This is a genomic window from Halolactibacillus sp. JCM 19043, assembly GCF_001310395.1.
Taxonomy (GTDB): domain Bacteria; phylum Bacillota; class Bacilli; order Bacillales; family Amphibacillaceae; genus Halolactibacillus; species Halolactibacillus miurensis.
The window spans coordinates 1-16,987 of sequence record NZ_BAXD01000020.1 but is presented as its reverse complement, the minus strand read 5'-3'; the positions used below and the strand labels follow the sequence as shown (position 1 = coordinate 16,987).

Sequence of the window (16,987 nt, the reverse complement as noted above, 5' to 3'; positions counted from 1 at the left end):
TTGCCGGGTTTCCGGCAATTATAAATTATTTAACACGTCTTTGATTGTTTCTTGCTGCAATATAACGGTTTGTTTCGCCGGTTGTTCTGTTAAAAGACCCAGCTGTTGATAGATCGCACGGTGTTTCGCCTTATCTTCTTGCCTTAAGGCTAAAACAAACACAAGCGAGACGGATTCCCCTTCCCAGTTCATCGGTTCTTTTAAAGTCACTAGCGCAATCGTTGATTGCTTGACGAAACTCGGGTCACCGTGAGGAATACTCATACCACCACCAATAGCGGTTGACGCTTTTCTTTCACGCAACAATGCTTGATGTGGGTATCTTGTTCGACAACACCCGCTTGGACCATACGATTCGTCACATACTCAATGAGTTCATATGGGTGTTCAAAAGATGGATGAATAAACACAAAACCTGGATGAATATAAGTTTTTAATGAGAGATGTTTTTCCGCTTGATGTTGCTCAACTTTATCTGCCCACATTCTTAAATTGGCTTGATCATCTTCATTAAGAAGAGGCGACACAATAACACTTGGTGGTTCTTTAATTTCTAGTGGCACAGTTGACACAATTAAATCAACCGCTTCTTTTTTTATATAGGCTTTCAGTTCCCGTTGTTGGAGGGTTGCTTTAATCACTAGTGTAGGAAAGGCACGAGATAAACGCACCTTTAAAATTTCTGAGACGCCGATCCCCATGTGACAAACAATCACGACAGCGTGTTCTTTTGGATGATCTTTATCTAGTCGCTCTAACGCTGCCTGAAAATGAAGGGTTAAATAGGCAACTTCTGCTTCTGGAACGAGAATACCGAGGGTTGGTTCTAATTTTGTGACAATCTCAATCAATAAGTCAAATAAGAATGGATATAATTGCTTAATTTCTTTCGTTAAAGGATTTGTCACTGGTAAATCGTAACGTAAGCGATGAATCGTTGCATAAATATGCACTTGTAAGCCTTCTTTTAAATGCACATCATGATGAAAATCCATCATTGTCTTTTCTGATAGTTGTTCAATTAAAAGGTCCGTTAATTGTTCGGCTTGTTTTTCACCTTCTAAATGGAGAAAGTTATTTAAATGCCAAGGTTGATTTTGTTTTGACCCTAAAATATGCATAGCTAAATAAACAACTTCATCATCCTTTAGTGACAAAGAGAATAAAGATTCGATCGCTTGTTTTAATTTCAGAATAATCGTATAAACCTCTCTATTTTGCATGGTGACCACATCTTCTTTAGGTAGATGGAGTGTCTGTTTAAGCTTCACTCTTTTGACCATGAGCAGAATATGTACCAGTAACCTTCTCAGACTCTCATCAGTAAAAGTAAAGGCATATTCTTCACTAAAGCTTACAAGTAAATGTTTAAGCGCATTCACTTCGTAAGGGCGCATTTCCTTTTCAATTAATCCCATCTCGCCTTCTTCATGAGAGAGTGACGCCAGTGCCCGGCGTTTATTGATCTCACTCCCCACAATAGAAATACCGACACGTGGCTTAGCTGACAACTCAATATCAAACGGATGCAACCAATCTACAAGTTCATCTAGTAGCAATCTCAACGCTGTTGTTGATAGAAAATACCGTGATCTTAATTGAGACATCGGTGTTGGTTCATGCGTCATCAATAGATCAAAACCAATCGTTGCCATTGAAATCTTATGACTATTTACTATTTCCTTATTAGCTTTTAGATAATGTGCTTTTTCCTTCTCGTCATGAACGGTGGCACTGATGCCTTTACCGGGTTCTCTTAATATAGTAAACCACTGCTCTTTTTCACTTTTCTCTTCCAATACAGTTAAATCATTTCTAATCGTTCGCTCAGAACAATGCACTTTTTCTGCCAGTGTTTTGGTGAGGAGATAGGTGTCGGGTGAAGCGAGTAATAATTCTAACAATTGTTGTTGACGTTCGTTCATTATAGCCCTCCTTTCTGCGGATCAAACATGTCTTTAATCTTAGTATCACGATTATAATGACTATATTAGCGAGTACAAGCGATTTCTCGCAAGCTTTTTCTTTAAACCACACCAAAATTGACAATCAAATCATCTTTATACACGGTTATGTTACATCCAACACCACACTCGGGGTACGCCAAATAGACGATTCTTCTAACTGGAAACTTAATTGAATGAGTAAATCTTCTCTCCCCTTTGGCGCCATAAACTGACAACCTAATGGTAACTGCTGACTACTTAAGCCAACAGGAACACTGATGCTGGTTGGCCAGTTAAATTAGCTAATTGCGTAAAAGGGGTATAAGTTAAACTCGGTAAAAACATATCATAAATAAGTGACAGGCGCGCGTTTTTATTTAAGTGTGACACATTTTTAATTTGACTTAACATGGCGCTTGATGGAGCTAATGAGCCGATTTCTGGTGCCTGATCAGCATTTGTTGGTGTTAAATATAAATCATACGTGTGATGGAAGTGATGCATCTTTTGGCTTGCTTCATCCCAGCCATCGAGACTGATACTGTAATCGGCCGCTGTTATCAGTTTACCCGTTTCATGTAGCGCATAAGTGAACGGATCTAAATCTTCTTGTGTGATCTGTTTTTGTAAACCACGTTCTAGTTGTTGGATCACTTTATTCATTTCACCTGCATTCATCACGTAATAATGATGCATTAAATCAACCCCATTGATAGGGGGCAATGTCTCTTCGACCTCATGCCCCAAATCAGTTAGGAGGTCTACCATGGCTAAAACCGCTTCTTTTGCTTCTTTGGTGACCGGTGTGCCAACAGGTGACGTCGTTGAGTAGGCAATGGCGAGCTTATGCTTTATTGGGCGATCCTTTAAACTGAGATAATGATCGTGATAGAGTGGGACATTAAAGGCTGCTTCAGGTTGATACACTTGTAAGTGGTCCAGCATGCGCGCTGTGTCTCGCACAGTTTTACTCAACACAAAATCAATCGATGCTCCTTGCCACTGCCGGCCTGCACCAGGACCAACCGGTGTCCGCCCTCTCGTAGGTTTTAACCCGATCAGTCCCGTAAATCCGGCAGGAATACGAATTGACCCCCCGCCATCACTCGCACCGGCTAATGGTACTATTCCTGAGAGGATGGCACTGGCTGCGCCACCGCTTGAACCTCCTGGTGAATGATTGAGATTTATTGGATTTCGGGTCGGACCATAGTAATTAGGTTCGGTAATATTCTTTAAACCAAATTCCGGCGTATTTGTATGTCCAAGTAGCTGAAAACCAGCTTGTCTTATTTTTGTTATGTAATGACTATCTCGTTGTTGCCTGTTATTGTCTAACAAGCGCGAGCCTGAACTAAGCACCTCGCCTTTAATCGCTTGAGAAATATTCTTCGCTAAGAACGGCACACCGTATAACGGCGCAGATTGATCTAAGTGAGGTATTTCTTCATACGCCTTAGCTTCTCTTGTTCTTACTACCGCATTCACTAACGGATTGACGACGTTCATCCGTTCCATACTTACTTGTAGTAATTCTTGAGCAGAGACCTGTTTTTGTTTCACTAATTGAGCCAATCCTGTCGCATCATACGCTTGATAGTGTTTAAAATCCATTCATTATCTCCTCTTTTCTACTTGTGTTTATCTTAACGTTTGTTTTAAATCACCTTTACTCCTAGTATAACGAACTTTTAATAGGAACGTTAGTCATTGATTGAGTATACGACGAGGATAATAAGCCATCTCACCACTTACGTCTGTTGTCATATTCTATAGAAAAGGGGAAAGGAGGAAGATAATATGGAAAAAGACGCACAGTGTCATCGAGACACAAAATTATTGAAGACAAAACGACATTTATTAAACTCGATTGCAAAAGAAGAAAAAGCACTCGGTCGTCTATTGAACGCTCAAGCTAAGCAACTAGAACATATAAAGCCTTGTTCGAAAACGACACAACTCACAGAAACAACGACACAGCTTGTTGAAACGGTCTTAATGAAGGAATGGCTACTGCTAAGAAAGTTAGAACACGTTCTAACAATCGAATCAAAAAACAAGCAAAATGATTCACCGCCTTGCTTATTTGATGATCAATAAGTAAATAGCCGCCGCCAAATCATTATACACTCATAAACTAATCATATAGAAAGGAGGTGATATATTCGTGTCCAATCCATTACAACAAGCAGTTATTCTGCAGCTGCTTGAGTCCATTGCACAAACAGAAACCTCTCTCGCTTATTTAATTGAAACAGAGGCAGATAAATTACAAACAGCCATCACACTCGTTGAACGAGATGAAGAAAACGTCTCCATTGATCCTTTACTAGAAATGAACCAGTCCGTTAAAAAAATGCTAGAAACGATTATCAAAAAAGAAATGTTGTTGGAATTCGAGTTAGATGACTTGCTGGATCTTTTAAAACAACCGTCACCAACGACGTGTGATACAACCATCGGTATTGTTAGAAATCCAGAGGATGCTAATGAGGTCTGGTTTATCATTGAATGGCTCGGAACAACTTTAAACACGTGGGAATATCGTGTGACTAACGTAAGCGCCCCATTTGGTTTAAGTCATTTCAGTTTTTATGTCCCTTGTATCAGTGAAGAAAATACCAACGGTTTATCTGTCATTTCATCTACACCAGTTGAAACAGAAGTAAGAGAAAACGATTTTTGTCCAGACGGTAATCCACTGACATGTGGCAATCCAGAGGGTTTTAACGGTATAAAGTTTAACTATCAACTAGAACAAGGAGAATCAGAAACCTTTACCTTCACACTCAATCAATCTACTTCCCCAGTGGATATTTGTGTCCTGTTTAAATTCGGTACGTTAGCGCGTTGCACAACCATCTGTGGTCCATCTTGTTAGTGCATCTATTAGGGAGCGATTGCTCCCTTTTCTAATGTTTTTTTGATCTTATACACATTACATTGAAATATATTACATTTATATATACGTTTTTTTGTATAACTTTCGATTGGAAAAATACCCATAAAACTCCCTCAAACCTATGTCTATACACTCATCTTTACATAATATACGCTAAAAATGTTTTGAAATCAAAATATGATGGTATTAAGAGTAATGTAAACCACAATCGTTTACACCACACAACAAAAAAGGAGAGGAAAAAAATGAAGAAAACGAAAGGTTTGGTTATTTTATCACTTGTCGTCTTACTCTTGTCACTTTTACAACTCCCTGTTTTTGCGGAGGGACATCACGCGATGGTTCGTGTCCTTCACGCTTCACCAGATGCACCGGCTGTTGATGTTTTTGTTAACGGTGAGGTGGCTGTCGAAAATGCCAGCTTTAAAGATATTACCGGCTATCTTGAATTAGAAGAAGGTACGTACCAAATTGCTATTCATGCAACTGGTGCAGAAGAAGCTGTCTACGAACAAGAAGTTTCAGTAGAAGCTAATACGCGTTACACTGTCGCAGCTGTTGGTTTACTTGAAGATGGTTTCCGCTTAGAAGCGTTTGTGGATGACTTAACGGTTGATGAAGGAAAAGCCAACATTCGTGTCGGTCACCTTTCACCTGGTAGTCCAGCGGTTGATGTCGGTTTAATCGGTGGCGATGCTCTTGTTGAAGGCGCTGAGTTCTTTGCCGTTACAGATTACTTAACACTTGACCCTGGTACGTATGATTTAGAAATTCGTGCCGCAGGTACAACAGACCAGGTCCTTGACTTGTCAGGTACAACACTTGAAGCAAATAAAATTTATAACGCTTATGCTGTGGGAGCTGATCCTAGCTCACTAGATGTAGTATTAGTTGTAGATGATGCCGAAATGGCACCAGAAGCTATGCCACAAACTGGTTTTGAAACAACTGAATCAATGACATTGCCATTCCTTGTAGGTGTATTATCTCTTGGGGCATTAGGATTATTTGTGACAAAACGCCGTGCGGTTAAGCGATAAAATTATCGTAATAAGTTTAAGTGTCATCACCCTCATTAGTTTTGGTCATATTGGGGTCAATGCTTATCAATTACGGACGAATCCATTAATGAAAGTGAGTGAAGCTGTCATAGATGACAGCTTCACGCCTTATTTTAAATCTAGTCATCTTTACCGGTCTAACGGTTTTAGTGAACCGAGAAAAATCACTCTGAACCCGATTCAGTCGGGACCTATCGGCCTTACCCCGACTCAGCTGACGATTCCAAAAATCAATGTCGATGCGTCCGTTGAATTTGTTGGTGAAACAGCAAACGGTCAAATGGGGGTACCTGAAAATGTCGATAATGTTGGCTGGTATAAATATGGATCAAAACCTGGCGCTCAAGGCCAAGCTGTCATTGCTGGTCATGTCAGTGATCGTAACGGTCCAAGTGTTTTTTATGACCTCGACAAACTAGAACAAGGTGATACGGTGACCATCACGGATGATACTGGCGAAACACGTCAATTTACTGTTGTCGGTAAAAAACGTTATCCTTATGACACAACGGCACTTGATGATGTTTTTGGCCCCACCAGTAAACAACGCTTAAACTTGATTACGTGTATCGGTGAATTTGATCGAAATGTTGGAACACATAGTGAACGTCTGGTCGTTTTTACTGAACAAATGAATGAAACCGAGAGTCAGAAATAATACAACCTTTACTTTAAGCATAAAGAAAAAACGCCAGATAACAGCATTGTCACTGTTATCTGGCGTTTGTTTATACTCTTTATTACATCATTCCTGGCATGCCGCCCATACCACTCATGTCAGGTCCCGCATTATCTTCAGGAATTTCTGCGACAACGGCTTCTGTTGTTAAGAACATCGCCGCTACTGACGCTGCATTTTGTAGCGCTGAACGTGTAACCTTCGTTGGGTCTACAATACCCGCTTCAATCATGTTTACCCATTCATCGGTTGCCGCATTATAACCCATACCAACCGCTTCGCCTTTTAGACGCTCAACGATGATAGAACCTTCAAGACCTGCATTGATCGCAATTTGACGTACAGGTGCTTCAAGTGAACGAAGAACGATGCTTGCACCAGTTGCTTCATCACCGACTAAGTCAAGTGCTTTCACACTGTTGTAGACGTTCATAAGGCTGTACCACCACCAGCGACAATACCTTCTTCTACTGCCGCACGTGTTGAGTTTAAAGCATCTTCGATGCGTAATTTACGTTCTTTAAGTTCTGTTTCTGTCGCCGCTCCAACTTTAACAACAGCAACACCGCCAGCTAATTTCGCTAAGCGTTCTTGAAGTTTTTCACGATCAAATTCAGACGTTGTTTCTTCAATTTGACCACGAATTTGTTGGACGCGTGAGCTAATCACTTCTGGATTACCTGCACCTTCAACGATGGTTGTGTTTTCTTTAGTGACAACGACTTTAGAAGCACGACCTAATTGCTCGATTGTTGCACTCTTAAGATCAAGACCTAAGTCCTCTGTAATGACTTCAGCACCAGTAAGTGTCGCAATATCTTCAAGCATGGCTTTACGACGGTCACCAAAGCCTGGAGCTTTAACGGCAACGGCGTTAAATGTACCGCGTAATTTATTGACGACTAATGTGGCAAGTGCTTCGCCTTCAACATCTTCAGAAATAAGTAAGAGTGGCTTACCTTGTTGAACGACTTGTTCTAACACTGGTAACACATCTTGAATCGTATTAATTTTTTTATCCGTCACTAAGATATATGGATCTTCTAAGACAGCTTCCATCTTATCTTGGTCTGATACCATGTAAGGTGATTGGTAACCACGATCAAATTGCATCCCTTCGACTACTTCAAGTTCCGTTGAGAAGCCTTTTGATTCTTCAATCGTAATGACACCATCGTTACCCACGCGTTCCATCGCTTCAGCGATTAACTGACCCACTTCTTCATCAGCCGCTGAAATTGATGCGACTTGGGCAATGGAATCTTTGCCTTCAATTGGCTTAGAGATTGCTTTTAATTCTTCAATCGCGACTTTCACCGCTTTTTCAATCCCGCGACGTACACCCACTGGGTTTGCACCTGAAGCAACGTTTTTAAGTCCTTCTTGAATCATTGATTGCGCAAGTACTGTAGCGGTTGTAGTACCGTCACCGGCCACATCATTTGTTTGTGAGGCCACTTCTTGCACAAGTTGAGCACCCATGTTTTCAAACTTATCTTCTAATTCAATTTCTTTTGCGATGGTCACGCCATCATTCGTAATAAGGGGCGAACCAAATTTTTTATCTAATACAACATTACGCCCTTTAGGTCCAAGTGTGACTTTCACTGCATTTGCTAATGTATCAACACCACGCATCATTGAGCGACGTGCGTCTTCACTAAATTTAATTTCTTTTGCCATCGTAAAATTCCTCCTCAAATGTTTCTTAAACTGTTTCTTATGTTCTGCTTTTCAGATTGGTTATTAGCCAATAATCGCTAAGATATCGTCTTCACGTAAAATAAGATAGTCTTTGCCTTCATGCTTTAGCTCAGTTCCTGCATACTTTTGGAAGACCACTTTATCATTTTCTTTCACATCTAATACGATCACGCTGCCATTATCTGCTACGCGACCTTTACCTACCGCCACCACACGTCCTTGTTGTGGTTTTTCTTTTGCTGACTCAGGTACAATAATACCACTCGCTGTTTTTTCTTCCTCTTCAACACGTTCGATAATGACACGATCTCCTAATGGTTTAAGCATTTAGAAATCCTCCTCCATTTATTAAAAAAGTTATTTAAGTTATTTTTAGCACTCGACGTTTTAGAGTGCTAACACAATTATTATAATAATGAACTCGCGTCTCTTTTTCAAGTATTCTGATTAATTTTTTTAAAATATTTTTTGTCTTTCGATTTAAATGACATCAGTTAAGGTTCTCACAAAAGTATGGTAGAATACGTATATTGGTCTTACGAAGGAGTGAATAGTTATGCCGAAACGTTACATTGGCATTATCGTTACGTATGTTATTGCTCAGTTTTCTGCTTTTTTTGTTTTAGCACTTGCTGAGTTACAAAATTTTAGTGATAGTTTCACCCAACAACTATTGATTTATTGGCAAGTATTTAGCTTTATTGTGGCGCTACTTGTTTCGTTATTACTACTGAAACGCGAACGTCACTTACCTCGACATCCAGAAAGAACAGATCTACCTCTAACCATCATTTGGTCAATTTCCGGTGTTTTCTTAGCCTTTTTAGGGCAAGCTTTCGCCAATATTATTCAACAGCTTGTCTTTGGTATTACGGAACAATCCCAAAATACGATAGAAATTATGGCGATTGCGTTTAATTTTCCCGTCTTTATTATTGTCGTTAGTGTGATTGGTCCGATTCTTGAAGAATTGATCTTTAGAAAGATTATTTTTGGTGAGATGAATAAACGGACGAACTTTTTAATCGCCGCTTTCGTTTCATCCTTAATTTTTGCGCTTGTTCATGCGGACTTTACACATTTGCTTGTTTATTTTATTATGGGGCTTGTGTTTAGTTTCCTATATGTCCAAACGAAACGTATTATCGTTCCGATTTTTGCTCATGTGGCTATGAATAGTATTGTCGTCCTTATACAATTTACTTACCAACCAGCAGAGCTACAAGAACTATTGGAACAACTAGAACAGCTACAGATTATTATATTTGGGGGGTAACATCATGCGTATTTCACCACTCATGCATGCTTATTTATATTTATTTATCGGTTTATTATTCATCTATTTTGCCTTTGAGGCCATTGAAGATACTGTCTTAAATCCATTAACGATTTTCTTGACCGTCCTCGCCACCTTTGATTTAGGTGCCAGTTATCGATTATTTAAGCTACACGTGAAGATCAAAAACAAGAAAAAAGATCAAAAAAAATAGACGTTTTTACGTCTGATGTTGCTTCAATATGTTTAAAAAAAGAACAGCCCTTATCGGGTTGTTCTTTTTTAATCTTCTGTTATCAAATAAAAGTATAGGCTAGGCCTATTCATTTTAATCACCTATTAAGCGTTAGGATAGTGTTTCATAAAGTATATCAATGATTGTAACTCAACCGATAAATCAATGTGGTGCACACGCACCTCATCTGGTACGGTGATACGCGCCGGTGTAAAGTTTAAAATACCCGTAATGCCAGCAGCGACCAGTCGTTCAGCAATGTTTTGTGCGACTGCACCAGGCACGGTTAAAATAGCCGCTTGCACATCTTCTAAATGGTCTTCCATATCATCGATTGAATAAATCGGTACGCCGCCTGATTCTGTGCCGATTTTATTCGGATCCAGATCAAAGGCCATTTCGATTTTCGTATTATTATTTTTAGTAAAGTTGTAATGCAGAAAAGCTGTTCCTAAATTACCTACCCCAATCAAGGCAACTTTTGTCGTCTCATCTTGATCAAGGGTTTTTCTAAAGAAGCCAAGTAAGTATTCAACATTATATCCGTAACCTTTTTTACCTAATGCGCCAAAATATGAAAAGTCACGACGAATCGTCGCTGAATCAACTTTGACTGCTTCACTTAACTCTTTAGAAGACACGCGTGATTTGCCTTGTAAATGTAAATTATTTAAAAATCGATAATACAGTGGTAACCGTTTCGCGGTTGCTTGTGGAATTTTGTTTTGTGATGCCATTGTCATTCTCCTCTTTTACTAATATCTATCCCTATTCGCTGTAAGTATATATTGATCACTCGTCGATGGTTGTTATCTTTTTTATCTTTATCTTTAGTGTACCAAAAAAAAACTATCTTGTCTGTTTTCTGAATACGACACCTAGTATATACAATTATATCACAAACCCCTAGTAATTTGCTTGCAACATCTCTGCCTGTTGCGATACACTAGCTTAGATGAGGTGAAATAAATGATATTAATGCAAATAAATCAACTAGTAAAGCGTTTTGGTGCTGATACGATTCTAGACAATATTAAACTAGAAATCCAAACGAAAGACCGGATTGCGGTTGTTGGACGTAACGGTGCAGGGAAATCAACGTTACTAAAGATCATGGCAGGTGAATTATCATACGATGAGGGTGAGATTCACCAGGCAAAAGACGTCTCGCTCGGTTATTTATCGCAACATACCGGACTTGAATCAACAGACACCATTTATAATGAAATGCTAACCGTATTTGAAGGATTAATTAATGAAGAACGCGCGTTACGACAAATGGAACAGAAAATGGGCGATCCAGCCTTTATCCAAGATCAACCAAAGTATCAACAATTACTAAATCAGTATGACCAGCGACAAATCGATTTTAAACATAACGGAGGCTACCAATACCAATCAGACATCCGCAGTGTTTTACATGGCATGAACTTTTATGAATCCGACTTTGACACGCTGATTCATACACTGAGTGGTGGTCAAAAGACACGACTGGCTCTCGCCAAATTATTACTACAAAAACCAGATATTTTAATATTAGATGAACCAACAAACCACTTGGATATTGAAACATTAACATGGCTTGAAAACTTCCTGAATAATTATGCTGGGGCGATTGTCATTGTGTCTCACGACCGTTACTTTTTAGATAAAACCGTTAACACGGTCTATGAACTGTCTCGCACACAATCAAAAAAATATCACGGGAATTATTCATACTACTTAGACCAAAAAGCACGTGACTATGAACAAGAATTAAAAATATTTGACAAACAACAAACAGAAATCAAAAAATTGGAAGACTTTGTGCAGAAGAATCTCGCTAGAGCATCAACAACAAAGCGCGCTCAAAGTAGACGTAAACAACTTGAGAAAATGGACAAAATGGATTCACCACAAGGGGATGAGAAAAGTGCGCACTTCTCATTTGACGTAAAGCGCAGAAGTGGGAATGATGTTTTAAAAGTAGACAATCTTAGTTTTTGTTATCCTGATGATCCTACCCCTATTTTTGAAGCTGTTTCATTTAATATTAATCGCGGCGACAGATTAGCACTTGTTGGTCCTAATGGGGTCGGGAAAACGACATTATTAAAAATCCTTATCGGGAAATTAAACGCTTCTAGCGGAGACATTCAGTACGGCGCAAAGCTAGACATTGGCTACTATGATCAGGAACAAACTGAACTTAGTCAACGGAAAACGGTCTTAAATGAATTATGGGATGATTACCCGATGATGAATGAAAAAGATATTCGGACCATCCTTGGTAATTTTTTATTTAGTGGTGATGACGTATTAAAACCAGTTCATGCGTTAAGTGGAGGAGAAAAAGCACGCTTATCACTGGCTAAATTAATGATGCAACAAGCGAATCTATTAATTCTTGATGAACCGACGAACCACTTAGATTTAGATAGTAAAGAGATTCTTGAAGCCGCTTTACTCGACTACCCTGGGACGATCATTTTTGTTTCACACGACCGTTATTTTATTAATGAACTAGCGACGACCGTCGTGGAACAATCAAAAAACGGGGCCACCATCTATCTAGGTGATTATGATTACTATGTTGAGAAAAAGCAAGAAATAGCCGAGATTAACGCACTTACTAATAAAGATCATACCAAAACGATTGCAAAAGAAAAAACGAGTTTTGAAGAAGAAAAACAAAAAAAGCAACAAGAGCGTAAGAAAATTCGCCGTATCGAAGAAATCGAACAGCTCATTCATGACCATGAAGCTAAAATAGAGGAAAATGAAGCATTGTTGTGTGAGCCCGAAGTCTTTCAAGACCATGAGCGTTCACTCATTTTAACAGAAGAAAACGGAACATTAAACGATACGATTGAATCGCTGATGGAAGAATGGGAAACCCTACATCAGGACGAGGAGTCATAATCGTACGCAGAAAAAATCATTTGTCACGTGAGGCAAATGATTTTTTATCGTCTTAGAGCGAGAAGACACCTTCCTCAAACATTCGTTAGAATGTTAGGTGGGGGTAATTCAACTTGTATATAGGAATATCATCCAGATTCTTATCCACAGTTAAAAGATTGCTATAATAGTTATCAACCGACTTATGCACACTATCCACAAGATTTCATATATTTATCCACATTTTTGTGTGCGTATTCATCATTGATCTACCGCCTATTGAAAAAGTTACCCACATTCCGCTAATAACTTGTGGGTAACTTTCTTTTATCTCTTTCCGTATTGTTCTAAATCTAATCCTGGATTCGCATTTAAATCTAAACCACGAAACGCTTGTTTTTGATAATCATTGTAGGCAGCTGCCCCAATCATCGACGCATTATCGGTACATAAAGCTAGCGGGGGAATCGATAACGTCACCTCTGGGTCATTAAACCGCTCACGAAGCGCCTCTCTCAAACGACTATTGGCGGCCACACCACCCGCGACAACCACCTGTTTCACGCCATATTCAACACTGGCGCGGTACGTCTTTTCAACCAGCACTTCAACAACACTTTCTTGGAAGCTACAGGCGATATCTTCTTTCTTTAAGGCTATGCCTTTTTGTTTTGCATTATGAACTGTGTTAATAACCGCAGATTTCAAACCGCTAAAACTAAAATCATAACTATCTTCTTCTAAATAAATACGCGGTAGGTTTAATGTATCGTTTCCAAGTTTGGCGAGTTTATCAACATGCGGACCACCTGGATACGGAACATCGAGTACTCTGGCGACTTTATCGTATGCTTCTCCGCACGCATCATCTCTTGTTTCACCAATCACTTCAAACTTCCCGTGTTCTTTCATTAGGATAAGTTCCGTATGACCACCTGAAACAACAAGACATAGTAGCGGAAATTTAAAGGATTCAACGAGTTGATTGGCATAAATATGCCCGGCGATATGATGGACACCGATGAGCGGTAACTGGTGACTGAAAGCTAACGCTTTTGCGGTTGCCACACCGACTAAGAGCGCCCCTACTAATCCTGGACCCTCTGTTACTGCAACAGCATCAATCTCCTCCATCGTGAGTGACGCTTTTGTTAAGGTCTCTTCTAATACTTGTGTCATCTGTTCCACATGATGTCTTGAAGCAATCTCAGGAACAACACCACCGAAACGTTTATGACTGTCTATTTGTGTCGCAACAACTTCACTCAAGATTGTATGACCATTCTGAATGATTGCCGCGGCTGTCTCATCACAACTTGTTTCGATTGCTAAAATATTGATTTGATCTGTCTTTTTCATAATTCCACCCACATAACAATGGCATCCTCATTATTATCGGTATAATACCGTTTTCTAATGCCAGCTTTTTTTAGTCCAAATGATTGATATATTTTTTGTGCAGCTAGATTACTTTTACGTACTTCTAAGGACATCAATCGTCCACCTTTTAGTAAAGCTTTATTAATTAAATATTGAAAAAGCATACGGCCATAGCCTTTTTTTCTTTCACTCGGTAACACGGCGAAATTTGTCACTTGAATTTCATCAAAAATAATCCAAGCTCCGATAAAGCCGACAACACCCTGATCATTCTCAATGACATAGTAATGCGCAAAATTATTCTCTGTTAGCTCTTCTCTGTAGATATTTCGTGACCAGGGTGTCGGAAATGACGCCTTTTCTATTTCAGCTACAACATCGAGATCTTCCACCCGCATCAGTCTCATATTAACGGTCATGTTGATCTGCCTTTTGTTTTTCTAACCATTTCGCTTCTGCTTCAACCAAACGTAAATAGTTGGGCACAAGTAGATGAGGATCGGTTGGTCCGAAGTCTTTACCTACTTCAGCTAATAATCCGGCGCGCATTAAATGATGTCCATTAGGTTTGTATAGAGCCCGGTCACCTAAATGCTCCCCGATAAGTGATTGAAACTTATCTAAGTCTGGGCTAACAAAGGTCACCTGCTTGTTGAGTGCCGCTAATTTTTCAAGCCACTCGTCCATTAAGATGTTCACTTCAGGTAAGACCTCGTTGCCGGCTTTATCGTATAGTCCCGCATACACAAGACCGCGTCTCGCATCGAGGAAGCTACACACATAGTCATCTCCCGCTGCTTGTAAACTAAGGGCTCGTAAGCTTGATACACCAACGACAGGAATATTCAATGTCCAGGCCATTGTTTTAGCTGTAGATAAGGCAATCCTTACCCCGGTATATGAACCTGGACCCATCCCGACAACAATTTTCGTTAAATCTTGTGGCGTAACTTTGGCTTCTTTCATAATACGATCAATAGCTGGCATTAATCGTGTGGAATGCTTATTTTTATTTTTGGAACTGTATTCTTCAATAATCTCCTGACCGTTGTGTAAGCTCACACTCAACACATCAGTCGATGTATCCATAGCTAGAATCATATGTGAGGGATCTCCTTTATAACATAATCAAAATAGGCACTCGTCGATGTTAGCGTAATGATGCGCTCATCACTCTCATCTACTTTCTTAATAGTGATATCAAGTCGTTCATCAGGTAAAAATGAGGCAATGTACTGAGGCCATTCAACAACCGTCACACCGTCACCGTAAAAATAATCATCAAAACCAATATCTTCTTCCTCATTTTCTAAACGATAAGCATCGATATGATACAGTGGTTTTTCACCTTGATATTCTTTAACAATGGTGAAAGTTGGGCTATTAATTGTCCGTTTGACACCAAGGCCCATTCCTAAACCTTTCGTAAATGTTGTTTTACCAGCGCCTAAATCACCACTTAAAGTCAGGCAATCATTTGGTCTGAGTAGTAAAGCAATTTTTTCACCTAAGCGTTTTGTTTCTTCTGGTGTAGATACGTGATATGTTTTTTCTGTCATTTATTTCACCTAATTTTTATGGGTATAACCCGTTTTTTTTAATCGCTTCAGTGTACCTTGCTTTTTTAGATACACCTGTCCATTTGTTTGTTCACTATCTTTCACATAGCCAATTTGACGCAGCGGTAAGTGATGCCGACGTGCTGCCTCTACGACAAAAGGAAAGTCTTGTTCTGAAACAGTTCCCAATAGTTCAAAGTCTTCACCACCTGAATACTTATAATCATGAATAAGCTCATCAGGTAAACTATACATATCCTGATGTACAGGCACTTGATCATCATCAATAAAAAGCGTCATCTGTGAAGATTTGGCAATTTCATGTGCTTCACTCGCAATCCCATCACTGACATCGTTTAATGCTACGCGCCTTAGTGACTTTAGAGCTTCTGCGAAATCTACTCTAGGTGTTGGTTGTTGATGCCGGTTAATAAAATAATCACGATCAATCTTATCAAGTCGATCACGATAGGATTGATCTTTGTATTCGTCTAACAATAGGCCAAGACCGAAACGGCTATCACCTAATGTGCCTGTCACAAAGACAATATCCCCATCTCTCGCATGACTTCTTAGTCTAGCCTTATCTTTCTCTACTAACCCATGAATCGTCACTGAGACGACTAATTGATCGCCTGTGACGGTGTCTCCACCGATCAAATCCATATGATACTTGCGACTTAATTGGTCCATCCCTTGATAGATCGCTTGAAGTTCATTATCTGAATAATCTTTTGGGACAACAAGAGAGATCATATAAGACGTCGGTACGGCTCCCATGGCGGCGATATCACTGATGTTTGCGGCTAACGTACGGTATCCAATATAAAAAGCGGGGACTGTTTCTTTTGAAAAATGAATCCCATCGACCATTGTATCAACTGCCGTCACAAGATCATGGTAAGGGTGCCTGAGAACAGCTGCATCATCACCAATGCCTTTAATGACGCTACTCTGTCGATAATAACCTTGTGTAATTGAATCAATAAATTCAAATTCATTCATAGTAGACCGTCCTTCATTTACATATTTGCTACAACCATCATAGCAAATATTCCAAAAGAAATCGAAGATTTATCCTATATTCACCTTAAAAAAGGCATTAAAAAAACCATATCATTATTCATTACTGAATAAGATACAGTTACCTTTTAAAAAAATGGCGGTCCGGACGGGACTCGAACCCGCGACCTCCTGCGTGACAGGCAGGCATTCTAACCAACTGAACTACCGGACCATATTTGGTTGCGGGGATAGGATTTGAACCTATGACCTTCGGGTTATGAGCCCGACGAGCTACCAGACTGCTCCACCCCGCGACGATATGAATGTATTCATTATAAACGATAAATTGCCTTTTGGCAA

General features: G+C 39.6%; 17 protein-coding genes, 2 tRNA genes and 1 pseudogene. 7 read left to right on the top strand and 13 right to left on the bottom strand.

Annotated features, from left to right (window positions below):
- Positions 1-18: 18 nt before the first annotated feature.
- The 3 genes from JCM19043_RS10190 to JCM19043_RS10180 form a co-directional block, all read right to left on the bottom strand.
- Positions 19-303 (bottom strand): PTS sugar transporter subunit IIA, encoded by a 285-nt coding sequence (locus JCM19043_RS10190; protein WP_197274794.1) that lies wholly within the window; start codon positions 301-303, stop codon positions 19-21.
- On the bottom strand, positions 261-1,925 hold the full coding sequence (locus JCM19043_RS10185; protein ID WP_062322249.1) for a transcription antiterminator: 1,665 nt from the start codon (positions 1,923-1,925) through the stop codon (positions 261-263). The genes JCM19043_RS10190 and JCM19043_RS10185 overlap by 43 nt, the downstream gene beginning before the upstream one ends.
- A gap of 279 nt (positions 1,926-2,204) precedes the next feature.
- Complete coding sequence (locus tag JCM19043_RS10180) at positions 2,205-3,560, bottom strand: amidase family protein (RefSeq protein ID WP_369813840.1); 1,356 nt, start codon at positions 3,558-3,560, stop codon at positions 2,205-2,207.
- A gap of 186 nt (positions 3,561-3,746) precedes the next feature.
- On the opposite strand from JCM19043_RS10180, the gene JCM19043_RS10175 reads away from it, so the two are divergent.
- From JCM19043_RS10175 to JCM19043_RS10160, 4 genes are all read left to right on the top strand, one after another.
- Positions 3,747-4,046: a hypothetical protein gene (locus JCM19043_RS10175; protein ID WP_062322247.1), complete on the top strand. Its 300-nt coding sequence runs from the start codon at positions 3,747-3,749 to the stop codon at positions 4,044-4,046.
- 67 nt (positions 4,047-4,113) lie between these two features.
- A complete protein-coding gene (locus tag JCM19043_RS10170; RefSeq protein ID WP_062322245.1) occupies positions 4,114-4,827 on the top strand; it encodes a hypothetical protein in 714 nt (237 codons plus the stop codon).
- A 266-nt stretch (positions 4,828-5,093) separates the two neighbouring features.
- Complete coding sequence (locus JCM19043_RS10165; RefSeq protein ID WP_062322243.1) at positions 5,094-5,888, top strand: DUF4397 domain-containing protein; 795 nt, start codon at positions 5,094-5,096, stop codon at positions 5,886-5,888.
- Positions 5,872-6,567 carry a class F sortase gene (locus JCM19043_RS10160; protein ID WP_062322241.1) on the top strand — a complete coding sequence of 232 codons (696 nt, stop codon included), beginning with the start codon at positions 5,872-5,874 and terminating at the stop codon, positions 6,565-6,567. Before JCM19043_RS10165 ends, JCM19043_RS10160 begins: the two co-directional genes overlap by 17 nt.
- A gap of 82 nt (positions 6,568-6,649) precedes the next feature.
- Here the strand turns inward: JCM19043_RS10160 and groL are convergent.
- Both groL and groES read right to left on the bottom strand, forming a co-directional pair.
- Positions 6,650-8,271 (bottom strand): annotated as a pseudogene (gene groL / locus JCM19043_RS10155) (chaperonin GroEL).
- 63 nt (positions 8,272-8,334) lie between these two features.
- Positions 8,335-8,619 (bottom strand): co-chaperone GroES, encoded by a 285-nt coding sequence (groES, locus tag JCM19043_RS10150; protein WP_062322238.1) that lies wholly within the window; start codon positions 8,617-8,619, stop codon positions 8,335-8,337.
- Positions 8,620-8,848: 229 nt separating this feature from the next.
- On the opposite strand from groES, the gene JCM19043_RS10145 reads away from it, so the two are divergent.
- Together JCM19043_RS10145 and JCM19043_RS10140 are read left to right on the top strand one after the other, a co-directional pair.
- A complete protein-coding gene (locus JCM19043_RS10145) occupies positions 8,849-9,568 on the top strand; it encodes a CPBP family intramembrane glutamic endopeptidase (protein ID WP_062322237.1) in 720 nt (239 codons plus the stop codon).
- Positions 9,569-9,572: 4 nt separating this feature from the next.
- Positions 9,573-9,782, top strand: coding sequence for a DUF4305 domain-containing protein (locus tag JCM19043_RS10140; RefSeq protein WP_062322235.1), 210 nt, complete (start codon positions 9,573-9,575; stop codon positions 9,780-9,782).
- Positions 9,783-9,907: 125 nt separating this feature from the next.
- Here JCM19043_RS10140 and JCM19043_RS10135 read toward each other — a convergent pair whose 3' ends face one another.
- The gene (locus JCM19043_RS10135) at positions 9,908-10,540 is read right to left on the bottom strand and encodes a redox-sensing transcriptional repressor Rex (protein WP_062322233.1); all 633 of its coding nucleotides are present in this window, start codon (positions 10,538-10,540) and stop codon (positions 9,908-9,910) included.
- 232 nt (positions 10,541-10,772) lie between these two features.
- Between JCM19043_RS10135 and JCM19043_RS10130 the strand changes: the two genes are divergently transcribed.
- On the top strand, positions 10,773-12,704 hold the full coding sequence (locus JCM19043_RS10130) for an ABC-F family ATP-binding cassette domain-containing protein (protein WP_062322231.1): 1,932 nt from the start codon (positions 10,773-10,775) through the stop codon (positions 12,702-12,704).
- A gap of 306 nt (positions 12,705-13,010) precedes the next feature.
- On the opposite strand, the gene tsaD is transcribed toward JCM19043_RS10130, so the two are convergent.
- From tsaD to JCM19043_RS10095, 7 genes are all read right to left on the bottom strand, one after another.
- Positions 13,011-14,042, bottom strand: coding sequence for a tRNA (adenosine(37)-N6)-threonylcarbamoyltransferase complex transferase subunit TsaD (gene tsaD / locus JCM19043_RS10125; RefSeq protein ID WP_062322229.1), 1,032 nt, complete (start codon positions 14,040-14,042; stop codon positions 13,011-13,013).
- On the bottom strand, positions 14,039-14,482 hold the full coding sequence (gene rimI / locus JCM19043_RS10120) for a ribosomal protein S18-alanine N-acetyltransferase (RefSeq protein ID WP_231631493.1): 444 nt from the start codon (positions 14,480-14,482) through the stop codon (positions 14,039-14,041). Before rimI ends, tsaD begins: the two co-directional genes overlap by 4 nt.
- Positions 14,472-15,164, bottom strand: coding sequence for a tRNA (adenosine(37)-N6)-threonylcarbamoyltransferase complex dimerization subunit type 1 TsaB (gene tsaB / locus JCM19043_RS10115; RefSeq protein WP_062322228.1), 693 nt, complete (start codon positions 15,162-15,164; stop codon positions 14,472-14,474). The genes rimI and tsaB overlap by 11 nt, the downstream gene beginning before the upstream one ends.
- Positions 15,161-15,622 (bottom strand): tRNA (adenosine(37)-N6)-threonylcarbamoyltransferase complex ATPase subunit type 1 TsaE, encoded by a 462-nt coding sequence (gene tsaE / locus JCM19043_RS10110; protein WP_062322226.1) that lies wholly within the window; start codon positions 15,620-15,622, stop codon positions 15,161-15,163. The genes tsaB and tsaE overlap by 4 nt, the downstream gene beginning before the upstream one ends.
- 9 nt (positions 15,623-15,631) lie before the next feature.
- Positions 15,632-16,627, bottom strand: a complete 996-nt coding sequence (gene thiL / locus JCM19043_RS10105) for a thiamine-phosphate kinase (RefSeq protein WP_062322224.1) — start codon at positions 16,625-16,627, stop codon at positions 15,632-15,634.
- Between the two features lie 155 nt (positions 16,628-16,782).
- Positions 16,783-16,859, bottom strand: a tRNA-Asp gene (locus JCM19043_RS10100).
- Positions 16,860-16,864: 5 nt separating this feature from the next.
- Positions 16,865-16,941, bottom strand: a tRNA-Met gene (locus JCM19043_RS10095).
- Positions 16,942-16,987 lie beyond the last annotated feature (46 nt).